At 53.6% G+C, this 16,476-nt stretch carries 15 protein-coding genes; 8 read left to right on the top strand and 7 right to left on the bottom strand.

The annotated features are described in order from the left end of the window. The first annotated feature begins 11 nt into the window (after positions 1 to 11). Positions 12 to 866 carry a TylF/MycF/NovP-related O-methyltransferase gene (locus tag FNZ07_RS13040; protein WP_091020567.1) on the top strand — a complete coding sequence of 285 codons (855 nt, stop codon included), beginning with the start codon at positions 12 to 14 and terminating at the stop codon, positions 864 to 866. Between the two features lie 311 nt (positions 867 to 1,177). On the opposite strand, the gene FNZ07_RS13035 is transcribed toward FNZ07_RS13040, so the two are convergent. The 3 genes from FNZ07_RS13035 to FNZ07_RS13025 form a co-directional block, all read right to left on the bottom strand. Continuing rightward, positions 1,178 to 2,359, bottom strand: coding sequence for an MFS transporter (locus tag FNZ07_RS13035; protein ID WP_091020569.1), 1,182 nt, complete (start codon positions 2,357 to 2,359; stop codon positions 1,178 to 1,180). Between the two features lie 135 nt (positions 2,360 to 2,494). Then, positions 2,495 to 2,854 carry a hypothetical protein gene (locus FNZ07_RS13030; RefSeq protein WP_143098196.1) on the bottom strand — a complete coding sequence of 120 codons (360 nt, stop codon included), beginning with the start codon at positions 2,852 to 2,854 and terminating at the stop codon, positions 2,495 to 2,497. Positions 2,855 to 3,568: 714 nt separating this feature from the next. Next, the gene (locus FNZ07_RS13025; RefSeq protein WP_091020577.1) at positions 3,569 to 4,825 is read right to left on the bottom strand and encodes an MFS transporter; all 1,257 of its coding nucleotides are present in this window, start codon (positions 4,823 to 4,825) and stop codon (positions 3,569 to 3,571) included. A 1,746-nt stretch (positions 4,826 to 6,571) separates the two neighbouring features. Here FNZ07_RS13025 and FNZ07_RS13020 point away from each other — a divergent pair. The 7 genes from FNZ07_RS13020 (at position 6,572) to FNZ07_RS12990 (ending at position 14,792) form a co-directional block, all read left to right on the top strand. Continuing rightward, on the top strand, positions 6,572 to 7,432 hold the full coding sequence (locus tag FNZ07_RS13020; RefSeq protein WP_091020579.1) for a 2OG-Fe(II) oxygenase: 861 nt from the start codon (positions 6,572 to 6,574) through the stop codon (positions 7,430 to 7,432). Between the two features lie 21 nt (positions 7,433 to 7,453). After that, positions 7,454 to 8,308: a 2OG-Fe(II) oxygenase gene (locus FNZ07_RS13015; RefSeq protein ID WP_091020582.1), complete on the top strand. Its 855-nt coding sequence runs from the start codon at positions 7,454 to 7,456 to the stop codon at positions 8,306 to 8,308. A 288-nt stretch (positions 8,309 to 8,596) separates the two neighbouring features. After that, on the top strand, positions 8,597 to 9,826 hold the full coding sequence (locus FNZ07_RS13010; protein ID WP_091020677.1) for a tyrosine-type recombinase/integrase: 1,230 nt from the start codon (positions 8,597 to 8,599) through the stop codon (positions 9,824 to 9,826). 11 nt (positions 9,827 to 9,837) lie between these two features. Beyond that, positions 9,838 to 11,379 (top strand): site-specific integrase, encoded by a 1,542-nt coding sequence (locus tag FNZ07_RS13005; protein ID WP_091020675.1) that lies wholly within the window; start codon positions 9,838 to 9,840, stop codon positions 11,377 to 11,379. Further along, positions 11,379 to 13,703 (top strand): hypothetical protein, encoded by a 2,325-nt coding sequence (locus FNZ07_RS13000; protein WP_091020672.1) that lies wholly within the window; start codon positions 11,379 to 11,381, stop codon positions 13,701 to 13,703. Before FNZ07_RS13005 ends, FNZ07_RS13000 begins: the two co-directional genes overlap by 1 nt. After that, the gene (locus FNZ07_RS12995; RefSeq protein ID WP_091020670.1) at positions 13,696 to 14,196 is read left to right on the top strand and encodes a hypothetical protein; all 501 of its coding nucleotides are present in this window, start codon (positions 13,696 to 13,698) and stop codon (positions 14,194 to 14,196) included. Before FNZ07_RS13000 ends, FNZ07_RS12995 begins: the two co-directional genes overlap by 8 nt. A gap of 98 nt (positions 14,197 to 14,294) precedes the next feature. After that, a complete protein-coding gene (locus tag FNZ07_RS12990) occupies positions 14,295 to 14,792 on the top strand; it encodes a hypothetical protein (protein ID WP_091020668.1) in 498 nt (165 codons plus the stop codon). Here the strand turns inward: FNZ07_RS12990 and FNZ07_RS12985 are convergent. From FNZ07_RS12985 to FNZ07_RS12970, 4 genes are all read right to left on the bottom strand, one after another. Beyond that, positions 14,740 to 15,207: a hypothetical protein gene (locus tag FNZ07_RS12985; protein ID WP_144269470.1), complete on the bottom strand. Its 468-nt coding sequence runs from the start codon at positions 15,205 to 15,207 to the stop codon at positions 14,740 to 14,742. The genes FNZ07_RS12990 and FNZ07_RS12985 overlap by 53 nt on opposite strands. Next, complete coding sequence (locus FNZ07_RS12980) at positions 15,204 to 15,410, bottom strand: hypothetical protein (protein WP_091020380.1); 207 nt, start codon at positions 15,408 to 15,410, stop codon at positions 15,204 to 15,206. Before FNZ07_RS12980 ends, FNZ07_RS12985 begins: the two co-directional genes overlap by 4 nt. Before the next feature lie 61 nt (positions 15,411 to 15,471). Next, positions 15,472 to 15,843, bottom strand: a complete 372-nt coding sequence (locus FNZ07_RS12975; RefSeq protein WP_091020379.1) for a hypothetical protein — start codon at positions 15,841 to 15,843, stop codon at positions 15,472 to 15,474. A gap of 11 nt (positions 15,844 to 15,854) precedes the next feature. Beyond that, positions 15,855 to 16,313, bottom strand: a complete 459-nt coding sequence (locus FNZ07_RS12970; protein WP_091020377.1) for a hypothetical protein — start codon at positions 16,311 to 16,313, stop codon at positions 15,855 to 15,857. Positions 16,314 to 16,476: the final 163 nt, after the last annotated feature.

The raw sequence follows: 16,476 nt of genomic DNA, 5'->3' as shown, positions 1-16,476 counted from the left end.
AAGCGTTTAAAATGTCACCTGCATCCTACAATAGCGACTACGTCTGGCTTCTTAAGAAGATTCTCACGAACTCCATTTATGAACCGGATATGCCGGCGGCGACCAGGGAAGAGATCAGCCGTTGCGCGCAGATTCTGGAGCGCGTTCAGGCCGAGACGCCTCATGTACTGGCTATTTATCCATATCTCACGCCAGGCTCGCTTGCCGAAATTTTTGTGCGCGCGAGGCGCAGTCGGAATGTGCATACCTATGTGCCCATGAATGGACTGGACAATGTCGAGCAATGTCTTCTGCGTATCGCAGCTGACAAAGTCGATGGAGACGTTGTCGACGCCGGCACTCTACGTGGAGGCATGGCAATCTTGATGCGCGGCATATTGAAAGCCCTTGGCGACACCTCGCGGCGAGTTGTAGTAGCGGACTCGTTTGAAGGGCTGCCACCGCCGGGCATAAAAGACTCAATTATGGATAACGAAATCTGGTACCGCTTTAAAGACGAGGCGCCCGAATTTTATCTCGACTGTAAATGCTCACTCGAAGACGTACAGGATAATTTTCGAGCTTACGACCTGTTGGACGATCAGACAATATTTCTTAAAGGCTGGTTCAACGACACGTTACCATCATTTAAAACATCTGCGATTTCGCTCATCCGCCTCGATGTCGACTGGTATCAGTCTTGCCTCGACGTTCTGGAAAATATGTACCCGTTGTTATCACCTGGGGGATATGTAATCGTCGACGATTATCGCCTGCAGGGCTGCCGCGCGGCCATTGACGAATTTAGAACTCGGTGCAGTGTTAGGTCGCCGCTCGAGGTTGCCGATGAAGGTAGCGGCGTTGTCTATTGGCGTAAGCTCAATTAGGGGCCAACTGGTCGCCAGCAGGTGCGGGCCGTACTCGAGCCTATTTAGGCGGTCTATCCTGATGACGGATTTGGGGGCAATCTTCCGATCCGTGCAAAATGTGGCGGTTGATTTCCAAATATCCTTACCGATCGATGCTTAGCGAATTCGCCGATTCGGCAAGAACCACGGGGCTGCTAAGCCTTGCTACAGGACGCCCCGCAAGCATCCACCGCCAGATTTCGCATGAAAGGTACGGTTACCCCTTTTCACGATCATCGCTAGCAGAGTTTGTGAGCCTCAACGACACCTGCCCCATGCCTCCATCCTTTTCATACAAAGAAGCGTTGTACAAGTCGAGGGTGTGTCCGTTCATAGTAGCTCTCGGCCTCCTTGGTATCCTCCAGGAAGTGCCATATCCCTTTGACCTTTAGTGACATTGCAATCACAAAAACAGAGATCCCACAATAGAGCATCCACATCGAATCAAAACCGAATCTAGAAATGAACGTACCAACAACGACGAAGGCGACCGAACTACTGAGTTGACCTATCATTAAAGCCGCAGCTGTCAGCCGGATACGACCGCCTGTGGGTATCGAAACAGTCTGCCGATCCACACCTACCAGGGACAAGGTGGCGATGAATGCACCCGCCGCGAACAGTGCGCCCGTCAGGGCTACCAGGTTAGACATCAAGGTTAGTGAGGACAACGACACAAAGAGCGCTACCCAGAGTCCGATGAATTTCTGACGCTGTCGCACGCCGTTCGCTATCAAGCGACCAAACAGGAGAACACCTGTAACGGCTCCGCCGGCAAATACGGCGTTAAACAGACCCGCGCTGCTGTCGGGAAGATGATTGGCCCGGATGATTGTAGGAATGACCATCGGCACCGTGGCGACTGTCGCAACATTCAGAGAAAAATTAACAATGGTCAGAAAGCGCTCCGGCGGCAGCGCTAGCTTTAGGCGAACGCCGTAGACGATTTCCTGGATGCGCTGCCGAACCGTTCTGCGCCTGTCAACCGCTATCACGCCCCCGCGAGGCAGACTCATCGAGTAGCCTAAGCCCACCAATCCGATGAACGCTGCAATAAGCAGAACCCCCGGTGCGACGAAATACAACAACGCTGCTGCAGCGACCAGCGGTCCTGCAACTCGCCCAATAGTAGAAAAAACTCTACGCACCCGGTACGCACGGGCAACGCGATCACGCTCCACAGATTCAGCTGGATAAACGCCGAGCAAGGGCTGAACTGCTGCGAAGGAGCAAACACCGCCTACATCAATAACCGTAAGTAACCATAGCGAATAGGAATTCGAGAGCAGGATAACCCTTGCAATACCGCTAACAAAGATTCCGAAGCATCCCAATTTTAGCGCGCTGGCCCGGTGCATTTTCTCGACCCTTGCGGCCAGCAGCGGCATGGCCACAATGGCGGAAAGGGCAAGAACAGTTTCGTAAATAGTTAAATCAAGAGAGCCGCCATGTTTGATAATAATCAGTGGCACAGTGGCGTTCCATATCCCAAGGTAGACCGCCAACGCTGACTCTAGTGAGAGATATCTCGAAAATACGGTCAAGGGTTTACTCATTTTTTGCTCACACCCACCATACGGTGAGCGTGAGCAGTTGCGAAATGAAATTTATGCCGCGACGAAATGATTTACTTTGAAGCTTTGCGCGTTTACGCCGAACTTCGAGAACAGTTTATCGTGCATGGAATTCTTGTAGACATCCCGATGTTCGTCGAAAAAAGCCTTGTCGAACCATCTTACGCCAAAGTACAACGTCAATCCACGGATGCCGTTCGGGCTTTGCCAGTCGTACTGCACCTCTTCAACCGGGCGGGCGTTCAACCGCTCCGTAGACTCCTTGACTGCGACGATACAGCGGTCAAGGCTCTCCCTGTTCTCGAATGTAACCTCGCATTGCGTCAAAGCGATCATCGGCTTGTCGACCTGACGTTCATCATCAACCACCACTTCGTATTTCTGCTTTTCCATTTCAACTCCAATACTAAGGTTCAGTTGGATCTCTCCACAATCCAAACGGACATGTGGGGTCAACGCATCGAGGAAGATCGAATGAATGCGCTTGATTAGCATAATCAGCAAACAATATCTGGTCAATAGTTATTGGTGTCGATAGTTTGATGAATGATTTGTGTAACTAACGCATGGAACATCTCTTGTGGTACTGGGGGCGAGAATTATCTCTTGCTCCTCAATCGGAAAGATGCAAACGGCATAATTTGACAAGCAGAGGAAGAGCGCTTGACAGCGCCGTGAAGATTATCGACGCGCGACGGCGAAGCTAATATCATCAGCGACCCGTGTCTTCGACGCGGTGTTGAGCGGTGGGCGGGAAAACGCATGTCCAATATGGGAAAGCCACGGTTGCCCGATGGGCCATATTTTTTGGGTGTTACGCCCATTCGTCGTAGCCGATCGGCCGACTGAACACCTGCTGCTCCGGATAGGAGCATCGACACCCCGTTGAAAAACTCTGAGGTCTTTCAAAAAATCAACCTGTGCAACGCTCCCTGTTTTTATCCGGACGAAGAAACTCGAAACGCGAATACGTGCGTCTTCGTCGTCCGCCCTCTCACCTTCACGCAGCGGTTCCTCGAGCATCGGCTCGGCACTTGACCCGTCGGTCTCAACTAGTGACGACTGATTCCCCCCGCATTAGTCGGCGAGAATTGCCACACACAGCGTTCAGAAGATTGCGTCGTCACTTTTGCTTGGCATAAGAGTGTGCGATTTTACCAGAGAGAATAGTGCTATTAGTACGGCTAAAACCGCAATTACGTAGAACGTCCTTCGAAAGCCGAATGCGGTGGCGAGGCTACCGCCAAGCAGTGCCCCAAGTGGCTCGGGAATGCTGACACAAAAACGCATGGTTGAAATGACCCGGCCAAGCGACTCCGGAGGAGCGTACCGCGAGCGTGCAACCGCGTAGGTCATATTCCACATAACCGTGCCCACCACGAGCAGTGCATAGAACATCCCGAACTCGACGAGGCAATGTTCATCCCCCTTGGTTAGCGTTGCAATACCTGCCCAGCCCAATGCACAAACGGCGAATCCCAGTCCCATGGCACGTCCGACGCCCAATTTCTTGACAAGATTTTCCGCAAAAAGCGAAAAAATCAAGCTCCCACCACCGCCACTCATATACGCAAATCCGATTCCTGCAGCACTGATACCTAATTCTCGCGAGGCTTTCAAAATCAATAATGCTACGGACATTTGGTTTACGAAGAAGAATAAGCTGGCTTGCAACATTAACATTCGAAGTATCGGGCTTCGCCATACCACCATAAACCCCAATTTAATAGCTTCCCAGGCACTTTCGTTTTCGACGACTGGAGGCTTAGGTTCCACGAAATCTATTGCTCGTATCGTCGCAGCGGAGAAGAGAAAGGTACATGCATCGACCACAAGCGCTATCGTAGGCGAAATCGTTTCTGCAAGGAATCCGGCTATCACTGGACCAATTGCTTGACTGACACCGGACGATAAGGCAATTCTTCCGTATGCCTCAATCAATCGCTCACCACCCAATAGAGAAGCTAGATAGGCTTGTTGCGCAACGCCCCCAACAGCTTCCGCAGAAAAGCAAATAAATGTAACGACACAAAGCGAAGGAATTGATAGGCAACCCAATATTTGTGCTAACGGTACAAATACTAAAGCACAAGCACTGATCAAATCACGGCCAATCATTATCGGAACTCGCTTACTTCGATCGACCCACACACCTCCGTATAGACACACCAGAATCATAGGAAGAGCCTCCATTACCGAAATCCACGACATTTCCATCGGGCTAGCATGCAAAGTGTTAACGGCAACGAGCGGGAGTGCCAAGCTGGTGACGCAAGTTCCTAAAACTGAGACTGCCTGCGCACGCCATAATCTTAAAAAATTATGGTTTATTGACGATTCGGATGAAGCATAAAGATGGCGCATGAGTTAGTTATAAGCGAGATATGCTTGAGGTGTGACTGCCCGAACGCTCACCGTCACGGACGATCGAGCGCCCACTCAGGATGACCGAAGAGCGCTCAACGGGATTCTGTTCATGCTGAAAGCCGGCATCTCCCGGAAAGATGAGCCTCGACAGTCGTACGACAAGCCGGCGCCTGCTGTGTGAGTGACCGAGCAACGTTGTGACATTAGGCTCTGCGCGATTGTGAGGTTGCAACCCGATAGACTCGAACCGTGTGAGCATCGATGGTATGAGCGTGGCCAACGTCCCGGCGCCAAGCGAACCAGACCGACCCCGACCGGGGCCAGCTGGGCGAGCAGCATACTGGAGTAGGTGCTTGGATTGCCCTGTTGCCGGCGGCTCCCACAAGCGACAACCAGCGCGATTCGCGGGTATTCGAAGCTGCCCCCGATGCGACACCGCCCTTGATGGATACGCGCCGGCTGTAACGGCAGCGTCCGAACAAGGTCCATGCCACCCAAGGAAACGAGAAAACGCTGCAACCGCGCGGCATTACGGCCCGAATCACGTGTAAGGGCACCAAGACCGGCGAACCGCTTGGCCCTCATCGCGATGCCGTCGAACACACGCATGCCCGGCCTACCGATTTCGCAAACCGCGCATCCGTCTCGAACGAACCCTCGATCGTCACGCCGCGTTGCCCACTTTGGCTTGTCCTATCATTTGCCTTACGTTCGTCAGTCAAATTTGTTAGCAAATCCTGACCAGTTACGATCGTGCACGCCTTCACTATGCCTTTAACTTCTCGAATATCGGTCTCCAGAAGAAGGGAAAAAAAGCGATGCGGATTGCATAAACGAAACTAAATAGATAGGTTCACGAAGCAGCGACACCGCGGCTAAACCCTTGAGCGAAGGCATGCAACGCGTTTTTCGCGGGGACCACGCCCGGGAAAATCGATGGACATTTAACACCTGCAACCTTAGCGTTGTTCTTGTAATCCTGTACTGCGTTTCGTAGCCGTCATGAAACATGCTGCGTTGCATCCGCACACAAGTGCTACTCAAAAAATAGAGATTACCCTCTAAACATTATTTTTCTTTGCCACGAAAACTCAAGTAATGTGATTCTCGCGAGCGGATTTAGCATAAGTTATTCGTTCGAAGGTGATTTTTTTTCAATAACATTACGGAAGAATCATGACTAAATTTACCTATACCCCGAAAACTACGAAGCCGGCGCCGCAGTCAGAAGGGATTATCGTCAAGTAGATACGGTGTCTGGCTCAAGCCCTATCTTAACGATAGGGCTTTTTATTGTGCAAGTGAGAAGATCGGCAGGTAAGGAAACTGTAGTGATTGAATGGCCGCCAAATGGTCCATTTGAAGAATGGATCGAAGCTCAATCAATGTTGGCCCCCGCCGAGCAAGTCAGGATCTGTGTAACAGAGCGTACCGATCCGTATCGGAAATTGATCTCGCCCAGATTTCCTTCGTTTGATCACTGCGATGTGTGAGATTGTTAATTGACGTTGTCAAGTCAAATTTGATGCACGTTTAAGAAAAGAAACTATCTTTCAGGAGTATCGTGCCAAGCCAGAAGCGAGGGTTTTACTCTTCAGAATTTACATCAAAATTGAAATTATCACGCCTGTATTATTTTCAGTTGGTAATGCAATAAAGGGAAGTTCAATGTTTTCGTTCACACAAATTAGCGACCACGAGTCTCAGCTGACGCTGGCAAACTAAATTGTATGGAAAAATGCCATGAAGCCATTTTCATTCGATAAAAATCTGATCGCCTGGGTTGAATCTGAAACATCTGCCGGCGTTGAAGTTGTTGACATCGCCTTGACATTGACCATTAATGAAGGTTATAGCTTTCCCATTGCCTGTCGAATTGTGGAATCGGTTATTCGTAATCACCAACCCGCCGCTACGTTGTTTGATCCGGCATATAGGGTCGAACAGGGCGCTTTCCCGGAATATGTTGAAACTGGCCTCATTCGGGACCGACTGGAATCAGAGGGTGTGCGCATTGCGATGGAACTGATCGCCCCGCGTGTTTGTTTGCTGACGGACTTTCTGAGCGAAAATGTCTGTAAAGATATTATCGAGCAGGCCGAGTTCAAGATTCCCGATCTCATGTCCGAGAATTCAACGGAATATGACATTCGATTGTTTTCCAGTAGTGAAAATATCCTGATCGACCGCGTTGTTGAACGAGTAGCAGAAGCATTTTGCTGGCCCGCTTCGAGATTTGAAAGGGCGAAATTGATTCATTACAATACGGGTGGAAGATTTGCTCCTCACTCAGAATATTTCGTGGGCTCAGTTGAGAATCAACGAGTGGCTAACGTTGTGATCTTTCTAAATTCAGCAAAAGAAGGTGGCGGCACATTATTATCGAACTTGGGGCTCCGTGTGTATCCGGTTTCCGGAAATCTTCTGTTTTTTTCCTATCCGGATGCAGTTCGAAATTCTGGAACTGAGCACGCTGGAGAGGCCATCACGGAAGGCGAGAAATGGATCCTCTCCTTAGTTATGCGTGAGAAAGATACAGTACACGAGTTAGAGGAAGTAGAGGTTTTAGCCCACCGAGAGCGGGCGATCCAGGCACGCACATAGTGTGCGAAGGACATATCTTTCATGAAGCCATTTTCCTTTGATGCTGATCTGTGCACGTCTATACGCTCGAAGCTGAAGGCAGGAATGGATTATTCCGAGGCGGTAATAGATTTGGCAATTGAACACGGGTTTTCTTTTCCGATCGCATACCGAATTGTTGAATCTGCTTTGAGAGAATGCAGTCCCGATGGAATCTTGTTTGATCCTGTCTATTATCCCGATTCCAAAGAGATGATGGTGCGCAGTCCCGACTACGTTGATTACGGACCGTCTAGGGAGTTTCTCACCGACGAAGGCGTTACATTGATCGCAGAATGGGCGTCACCTCGGGTAATTTTGCTATCGAATTTCTTATCTTCCGATCAATGTTTGGCGTTAATTAATTGCGCAATTTCAAAAGGCCCAACGGTCGAGGAACGACATGCCTTGGGCAATCTCAATGTCGTACATTTTCCTTCAGGTTCCGATCTGCTGGTTGATCGAGCAGTGGCACGAGTTTCGAGGGCGTTTGATTGGCCAATGGAAAATCTGGAGATTCCGAAGATTCTCCATTATCGTCCCGGTGGTTACATAACGCATCATTCGGAGTATTTCAAAACAAATGAAGTAAATCAACGAATAGCGAATTGTATAATTTACCTCAATGAGCCAAAATCAGGTGGGGCGACGATTCTCTCGAATCTAGGATTACGAGTTCATCCAAGGTTAGGCGGGTTGTTATTTTTTGGTTATCCGGAACCAGTACCCAACTCGGGAACAATGCACGCTGGTGAGCCGGTTTCCGAAGGTGAAAAGTGGCTATTGACAATCGTATTTCGGCAATCGCCAGTGGACCATCATGTGGAAGCTTGCGAATTAGGCCTCAGTCGAGAATGATTTAGAGTCGGCCCGGCTTCGCGTTCACGCGCCAGTGCTATCCGATCGTTGTTCCCTGCCGTCGAGCAGACTACGATGGGCCGAAAAGCAGCCGCTACGACTTACCCGCTACACATCAGTCCGGGCAACAATTATTGTTGCGTAATATTATGGATTCCTAAGTTTAACATAAAAGGAATTAGCGAAATCAGTGGTACCTAAAGGAGTGTTGCGGGTTTTGCCTTTTTGCCCAGGATCGAACGCAACGGCCATGTATGATTTGGCACCTTTTCTATGTTGCGTCGATCAATGACTTTCCTTCAGTTATCGGATTCGCTGGTTCCAGGGCAACTGAGAAGCGTCACGCTTGTCGGCAAACCTCCGATACCGCGATATTGGGCCAGCGTCTGGCTGATCATGTCGATGGGCCACCTGGCCGAATCGACCCAAACCGGCAAGCTTCGGTACATTGAAGATCTGTACCAGCATGCGGACCGGATTCTGGGGCCAAACGGTCTCGACGATGCTCTTGCTGATGTCGATGACGGCGCGCTGGCCGACGTTCTTGAATCGTGGTTTGTCTCGATCCGGAACCGGTCGCGAGCAACCCGAGCCGACGAGTTGCGCTGGCACGCTGGCCTCGGCTTTGTAACTGATGTGCTGACCTGGCTTTCCAGGAGCCGGATTCCGGACGATCGTCTGCGAGGCATAGAGGCGCGGCTACATAGGCTTTCGACCTTGTACAGCCAATTGCACGTGCGAAAAAGCAGTCAGGCTGAAACTGTCCGCTCGTTGCCAGCCTCCGTCGTGGAGGCGCTTTACGATCTGCTGGACCCGGAGTCCGGTCGGAATCCGTTCAAGCATGCGAGGACCCGCTGGCGTGTTTACATTGCCTTCGTGCTGATGCTGCATCAAGGTCTGCGGCGCGGCGAGTTGCTGCTGCTTACGGCAGACTGTGTGAAATCCGGTTTCGACAGGAAACGACAAACGCTGCGCTATTGGCTCAACGTCCAAGAAAATGAATACGATGACGCAGAAGCCGACGAGTCAATCGACTCACGGTATTCGAAGCCAAGCATTAAAACAGTCCATTCTCTCCGACAGATTCCTGTCAGCCCGCTAACGGCGCAACTGGTTCAGACCTACGTTGAAAACTACCGCGGTCGCCCTAGCCACCCCTTCCTGCTCAATTCATCTGTCGGCAACCCGCTCGCGACTGAGTCACTGACGAAAGCGTTTCGCGAAGTTTCGAAGGCATTGCCAGACCCGGTACGCCAGGAATTGAGCGATCGCAGTGACAAGGACTCCGTTATGCCGCATGACTTACGCCACACCTGTGCGGTCGTTCGCTTACATCAATTGCTGGATAACGGTGACCCGATGGACGAGGCGTTGCAGAAGATGAGAACGTTCTTCGGGTGGTCGAAGAAATCGGTGATGCCCTCGCGCTACGCACGGGCCGTGTTCGAGGATCGGTTAGCGGACGTGTGGAATGACAGCTTTGATGAGCGCGTAGCGTTGCTGCGCGCAATTCCGTAAGGACTCTGACCATGCAACTGTCTCGTAGTATCGGCGTTACGGGTGTCGCTCGCGATGCTGGAGAGTTGATTGCCGACATAGTCTCACGACTTCCAGCCCTTCCTCCCGTCATCCGTTACTACGACGAATTTGATGACACCACCCGTTCGATCGCCGCGCCCACGGAAGCGAAGGTATTCGAACTGTGGATCTACGGGCGACTGCATAGGCTGGACTTCGATCGCTATCCAGGTGCATACGGCATGCTGGTGAAGCATCTCTTCCTGTTTCTGCTGGGCAGAGGACTTCATGTCGTGTCCGCCTTCAAGGCAGCCGGCGGAGCGATGCACTTCTCGGCTTCCGAAGTCGAAAAGCTGATCGACGCCGGCCCACACAAGATCGGTCATGAATGGACCGTCATGCGTGCCCGCCACTTGCCTCAAGACGGGTACCGGTTCGGCAAAACACTGCTGCGGTTGCTGCGCGTCCATCGGCTTTGTGGCTGGTCCACGACGTATGAAGAATTTATACGCTCTTCCCTGCCCGGCCCCGTGATGGATTCGCACGCCGGGGTTCGTTCCGGGGATGTCTTTCTGTCGGTCGACGAGGAAGCTATGATCGTGAGGCATCTGGACGAAACCGTTTCAGCTCTCACGTTGCCCATGAATGCACATCCAGAGCACGAGGATCTCTGCGACGCGGGCATGTTGCTGTGCGCTTACCAGTTCGCCATGCGCCCAATCCAGATCGCGATGCTGACCATGAGAAATGTACGTATCTGGGTGGACGTACCTGATGAACCGCCGACGGTTCATCTAACCTTCCATATGGCCAAGCAGAAAAGCGACACGAAACGAAAGCCGCTCACGCGTCGGGTCAAGCGTGAATGGGCTCCGATCCTCGTTGCGCTCAATGCCCAACGAAGGGCTGCGGGTCTCACGGGCGCCGGGCGCTTCTTTGCTGTCGAATCGAACTATGAGGCGGGATCGCGGATTGCCGCACTCGTCAGAAAACTTATCGACTCCGAAGACCTCGGTACGGCGACCGACCTGCGCCACACTGCGGCGCAGAGACTCGTCGACGCCGGCGCAAGCCACGAAGAGCTGGCCGAGTTTCTGGGTCATTCGCACATACAAACGGGCTTGGTGTATTACGAGACATCGGCTACCCACGCGGAAAGGGTGAACCGGGCGCTCGGCGCGTCGGACATATATCGACGCGTGGCAAAGATCGCGCACGACCGATTCATCTCCCCGGAAGAGCTCACCTTACTCAAAGGTGAACAGCAGATTGCTGGTGTGCCTCACGGCATTCCGATCGCGGGCATCGGCGGTTGCACGTCGGGACAACCTGCGTGCCCCTATAACCCAGTGACGTCGTGCTACGGATGCAGGAAGTTCATGCCCTTACATGACAAGGCGATGCACGAGAGCGTGCTGGCCTCGATGCGTGAGGTGGTCGCGTTCTTCGAACAGAGTTCTCGTGGCGACACCCGTTCCCCGACCTATCTCCAGTTGCAGCGCACGATTGCCGAAATTCAGACGGTCATCGGCGAACTGGAGGGCGATGACTGATGAACCCACACTACTCGGCGTTCATCGAGCTCGGCAAGGCTCTCGCTCGTGAAAAAGATCTGGGCTGGGAAATACCACTCGATGAGACCGGTGCTGCTCTCGACGGTGTCGGCTGGAACCTGACGGTCGCCGCCGGCGATGTACCACCACCGGCGCACTACATGCGAGATCTTGGCACGGAGGTGAAGGCGCTGGCGATCGTCAACGCGGAGCGTGTTGAGCGCGGACTGGCATCGCTAGCCAGACGGCCGCTGTCGACCGCGTGGCAGGATCTGGTCAAGGCGGCAGTCGCCGAACAGTTGCTGTTCAGGCGCAACACGACTGGACATATAGCGCAATGCATAGCCCGTCCCCTGCGGGTCATTGCGACGTGCGTGGACAAGGAACCATGGGAGCTGACTGTCGATGACCTGCACGTTGCCGTGCGTGTTGGTAAAGCTATCCAGGCTACGGGGAAGCTGGGCGATATGGTGGTCGGCATCGTAAAGATCGTGTTTGACGCCCAGCACATCTGTGACGCGGGCCCGCTATACGCCGCGCTTGCTGTTCCTAGAATGAAGGGCAAAAGCGCGATCAAGGCAAAGCATACGTGGTCCGCGGAGAAGCTCCGCGATGACCTCGAAGCTCGCAAACGTGACGAGCGCTTGCCGGAGCGCCGGGCGTTCTGGGAACTGACGCGCATCGTAATGACCGAGCAGCCGAGAACATTCATGGACGATTTGCGGTTCGCCGCGATGCGCGTCTTGATCGTGACCGGTATGCGGGCGGGTGAGGTCGCGTTGCTGCCGGTTGACTGGAAACGGGAGCGCACGTACCTGGATTCGAAGGGACGGCCAGCCGGCGAGTCCGGCGGCATCTCGACATCCCTGATGGTGCGTCACTTCGCTGAAAAGCAGCAGGAGGATGAGACCGACAGTCGCGTGTTGCGTGAGGCGACCCAGCCCGTGCCCGAGATGTTCCGGACGTTGTTGACCGAAACACTCGACCACGTGGCCCGGATCACGGAACCACTGCGCGCGACATTGAAGCTGCAATGCGAAACGGGTCGGCTGCTGCCCTGGTATCCCGTCGATAGTGTCGTGCCCGTCACCGAAATCTACACACGTCTCATGGGCAATCCGTTCTGGCTGAAAATTGAACGGAGGCCCTTCATTGAACGCTATCGGGATGGCTTCGATCCGGCGGTTCTTGCTGAACTCCACGAATACCAGCATGTGCGGCGGCGCAGCGGTGACCTGGGGCTGGACATGGCCGTCTACATGTTCGGGAATCGACTGAAAACATCAATGCTGGAGGGCAAAACAGGTCTGCGCTTCCGACATGGTGACGGCTCGCAGGTCAAACTCCTTGATCGGATGGAGTGGCATGCGGCGCATCTGCACGTCGGCGAGCTCGAGGAACATATCCGGCTCAAAACGCCGACGAAGGTATCCGATCTCGATCCCCTGCCACTGGCAGTTGGGTCCGTTCAGCCGTGGGAGTTTCTGTTTGTGCATCCGAAGCGCTCACTTGCCGAGGAGCGCAACGACGGCCTGTGCGATGTGACGCGCTATATGTCGATCAACCGCCCTGATCCTACACTCATCGGACAGGCGCTCGGCGACGCGAAGTACCTGCCACCGCTGTTTGAAAAATACGGGCAAACGGACGAAGACCGGGCTTTGAAGATCGAGTCACACATGCTGCGTCATCTGCAAAACACCGAGTTGTTCCGGCTGGGCGTCGCCGACACAATCATCTCGAAGCGCTTCAACCGGCGCAGCGTCGCACAAAGCTACGAGTACGACCATCGCAGCCTCGCAGAAGATCTGGAGCAGATCGAGATCCCGCAGGACATCGAGATCATGCTCGGCGCAAAGACCAGTACGGTTGCCCGGCTCATCAAGGGCGGCAAGGCTAACGGTCCGATCGTCGATGCGTTTCGACGCATCCAGGAAACGGATGGCGACGTTGCCGCGTACGAGTACCTGCGTGCCGAAGCGGACGGTTTCCATGCCACACCGTATGGGCATTGCCTGAATTCATTTACGGTCGATCCGTGTCCCAAACATCTCGAGTGCTTCGCCGACTGCCGTCACCTCTCGGCGACCGACCTTCCTGAGCACCGGCAGAACCTGGTCCGGCTCGAGGGCAAGTTCAAGCTCGCCCTCGAGTCGATCAACGCCAGACCATCGACCAGCATCGGCTGGAAAAACCAGCTCGACCACGCAGAGAAGCGGCTGGCCGGTATACAGAAGCTTCTTGCAACACCTGCAGGTGAACACCCCTTCCCTGACGGCGTTGATCTGTCACGGCCCCGGCAACGCGGAGTACTTGATGACTGAACCTAAAGAGATTACGCCATCCAGTGACGACGACCAGATGCGTGAAATTCTTGAAACGCTGCTGGCCAATGACGAAGACATCACGGCTCGCGCGGTCGCGCGACTGCACCCATCCATCAACGCAGCGTCGTCGATCACACGTAGTGAGTCCCGAAGCAAGCTGCTCGCTGAATATCAGCGGCGACAGAGCGAGTACCGACGTTGGCGCGGCCGCGTTGCGAAACGGTCCGGCGCCGATACCGCGGCTTCACTCGCCGACAAGGACATCAGGATTGCAGAACTCGAAGCCACCGTGCAATTGCTGACCGCTTCCCACCTTGCAATGCTACGTGCCGTTGGCGAACTCGGTGGCTTTAGCAAGTGGGCGAGGTTCTATGAACAGTATCGCGATGCACGGGACAAACTTGCCGAGCTTGGCGCAATACCCGAATCGACTGTGTCGCCAATGCCGGCGGAAAACCCGAAGCGTCGGGGAAAAACAAAATCTCTATGACTGTCTGGTAGGTGTGACAATGTTTGCGTGATCCCCTCAGCCACGAAATGGCTGCGGCTCCGCGGTGGAAACCGCCTCTCTCCCGAAAGGAGTATCACATGTCCTATTGCCCCTTCTTCCAGACCCTGCACGATGAAACGCGCCCCGTGGGCAATCTCGGCAAGGGAACTCACTACTCTGTCCTGCGGGCGCCAGTCTGGCACGACGAGTCCATGAACACGCTTGCACGTTGCGCGTTCCTCGACTTCGCCATCATCTGGGACGAGGATCACGACGATCGCGTGATTGACGCGATTATGGTGCTCTACATCAGTGGACTGCTCACACCGGTGCGGTATATCGGCGAACGGAAAGGCACGCTCTCGGTGCTCCTGGCATCTGACGTTGTGCGCACTTGGGACCCGGAAACCTTGAGGCAATATCGCGACGATATCGACGGCATCTGCCAGTGTCTGGAAGACCCGTGGTCTGCGAAAATCGACAGCGCTGACGGACACGAACATTCGATCATCCACAGTTCGGCTGAGAACGTCGCGACGTATCTCAGGAACATCGACATGCTGTGGGAATTGGGTGTGAAGTCAAAGATGTACTAGGTGCTGGCAGGAACGCAACACTGAGGCTGGCAATAACCCGCTGCCACGATCTATCCCGTTGCGTCTCCGGATAGACATCGACGCAACAAACGCCCGTGGTGCGGTCACGCAACAGGAAATGCCTGAAAATGTGAATATCCTGTGGATAAGTCGGCCGCCTTACCCGTTGAAATATAACAAAACCTGAAAAACCAAACCAACGCAACATCACACCATAGATGCCAAGAATCGAACTTTTTTGTGTGACATGACATGTCCTGTAGTAGCGGCCATAGAGCGCAACCACGCCCGGATCGGTCGGATATTTTTTCAGCAGATCGTCGATCGGAATTTCTTCTTCGTCTCTCACTTCAGCCATTCCCACAAGTTGTTTTAATTCCAGCCGCGCTTCGCAGCGTTTTCCTGTACTTGTCACTTGCGCTCGCGGGCGCGCGCAATCGCGTCAGCTGCGATAGTCTGCGGCGTCTCCAGAACAACGCCGCCATCCCACTCCAGCGTCACGGGCGCGCCACAGGAAGCACACGTAGAAGCCTCACCGTCGTGCGAGTCTCCATCGAGGCGTTGCTCGCCGCGCTTGCGGCATTCGGCGCACTCGTACACGTACAGAACCTTGCCCATATCGCCTCCTGTTTTCCAGCGCCGGCACTGCGCCGATCAATTTTCCTGCATGAAATAGTCATCACTGCACTGGCTGCGCTGACTCCGGATCGAACGCGGCCGGATCATAGAGATTGTGGCAGGCGAAATAAATCAACCTTGCTGCCATTTCACTGCCCGTGGCCCTGCTCTTTTCGGCAAAACAAGCACTGCCTGAATGGTACGCTGCAAAGAAGCCGCTACGCCGATGAGCCTCTTTCCAGTTCGGGAACCGTTGGTTGCATTCGTTAGCGATCGCGCCCGCTGAAAGGTCATTCTGCACGCCGGGCATCTTTTCGAGTATGCAACCACTGTAATCGTCGGGTTCGAACAAACCTGCCGACACCCGCAGCGGTGTCGAAATTATTAGGACAGGCAATGCAATAACGACCACTTTCGCAAATGCTTTGCGCATTGTTTTCCTTTTTAAGCTGACCGAGCGTTCCCTTGGTACGTCAGGTGCGACAACGCATCTTCGAATTCCTCTGCCAGCGTCAGCGACTTTTGCGTGAACGCTTCCATTTCGCCGAGTGACTTGACCTGGGAAGCGTCTGTGACCTTCTCGATCTCATGCACGAACTCACGCGCATCGAAGTCGATCCACGTGTGAAAGGGATTGTGTGCGAACAGGTTGCGTTCCTCCGATAGCTCGCTGATCGCCTTTACACACTTGTACGCAAGCTGCTTCATCGACTCAGGCCCATCCGCGCGAGCTATCAATTGCTTAATGACTCGGATTCGCACGGGTATCGACTGGTCGGCCATGAGCACATCGAGCGTGTCGCTGGACAGCTTCTTCATGTAACGATACGTGGCCCGCTCGACAAGAGCGAACGCCCAGATCGCTTCTCCAAGTTTCTGCGCGAGGTCACGATTCTGATCCATTGTGAACGAACAATAGAGTTTGACACAACGCAGACAATAAAATCAGCCACCTAGCGACGCGCGCGTCACTGCCAGACGAAATAGAGTTCGACACAAACACAGCCCAACTCAATTCGCATAGGCATCTTGCGACAGAAGAGTTTGACACAACCCAGTAGCGGCG

This window comes from Paraburkholderia megapolitana, from assembly GCF_007556815.1.
Taxonomy (GTDB): Bacteria; Pseudomonadota; Gammaproteobacteria; order Burkholderiales; family Burkholderiaceae; genus Paraburkholderia; species Paraburkholderia megapolitana.
This window is presented reverse-complemented; position numbering and strand designations above follow the sequence as displayed.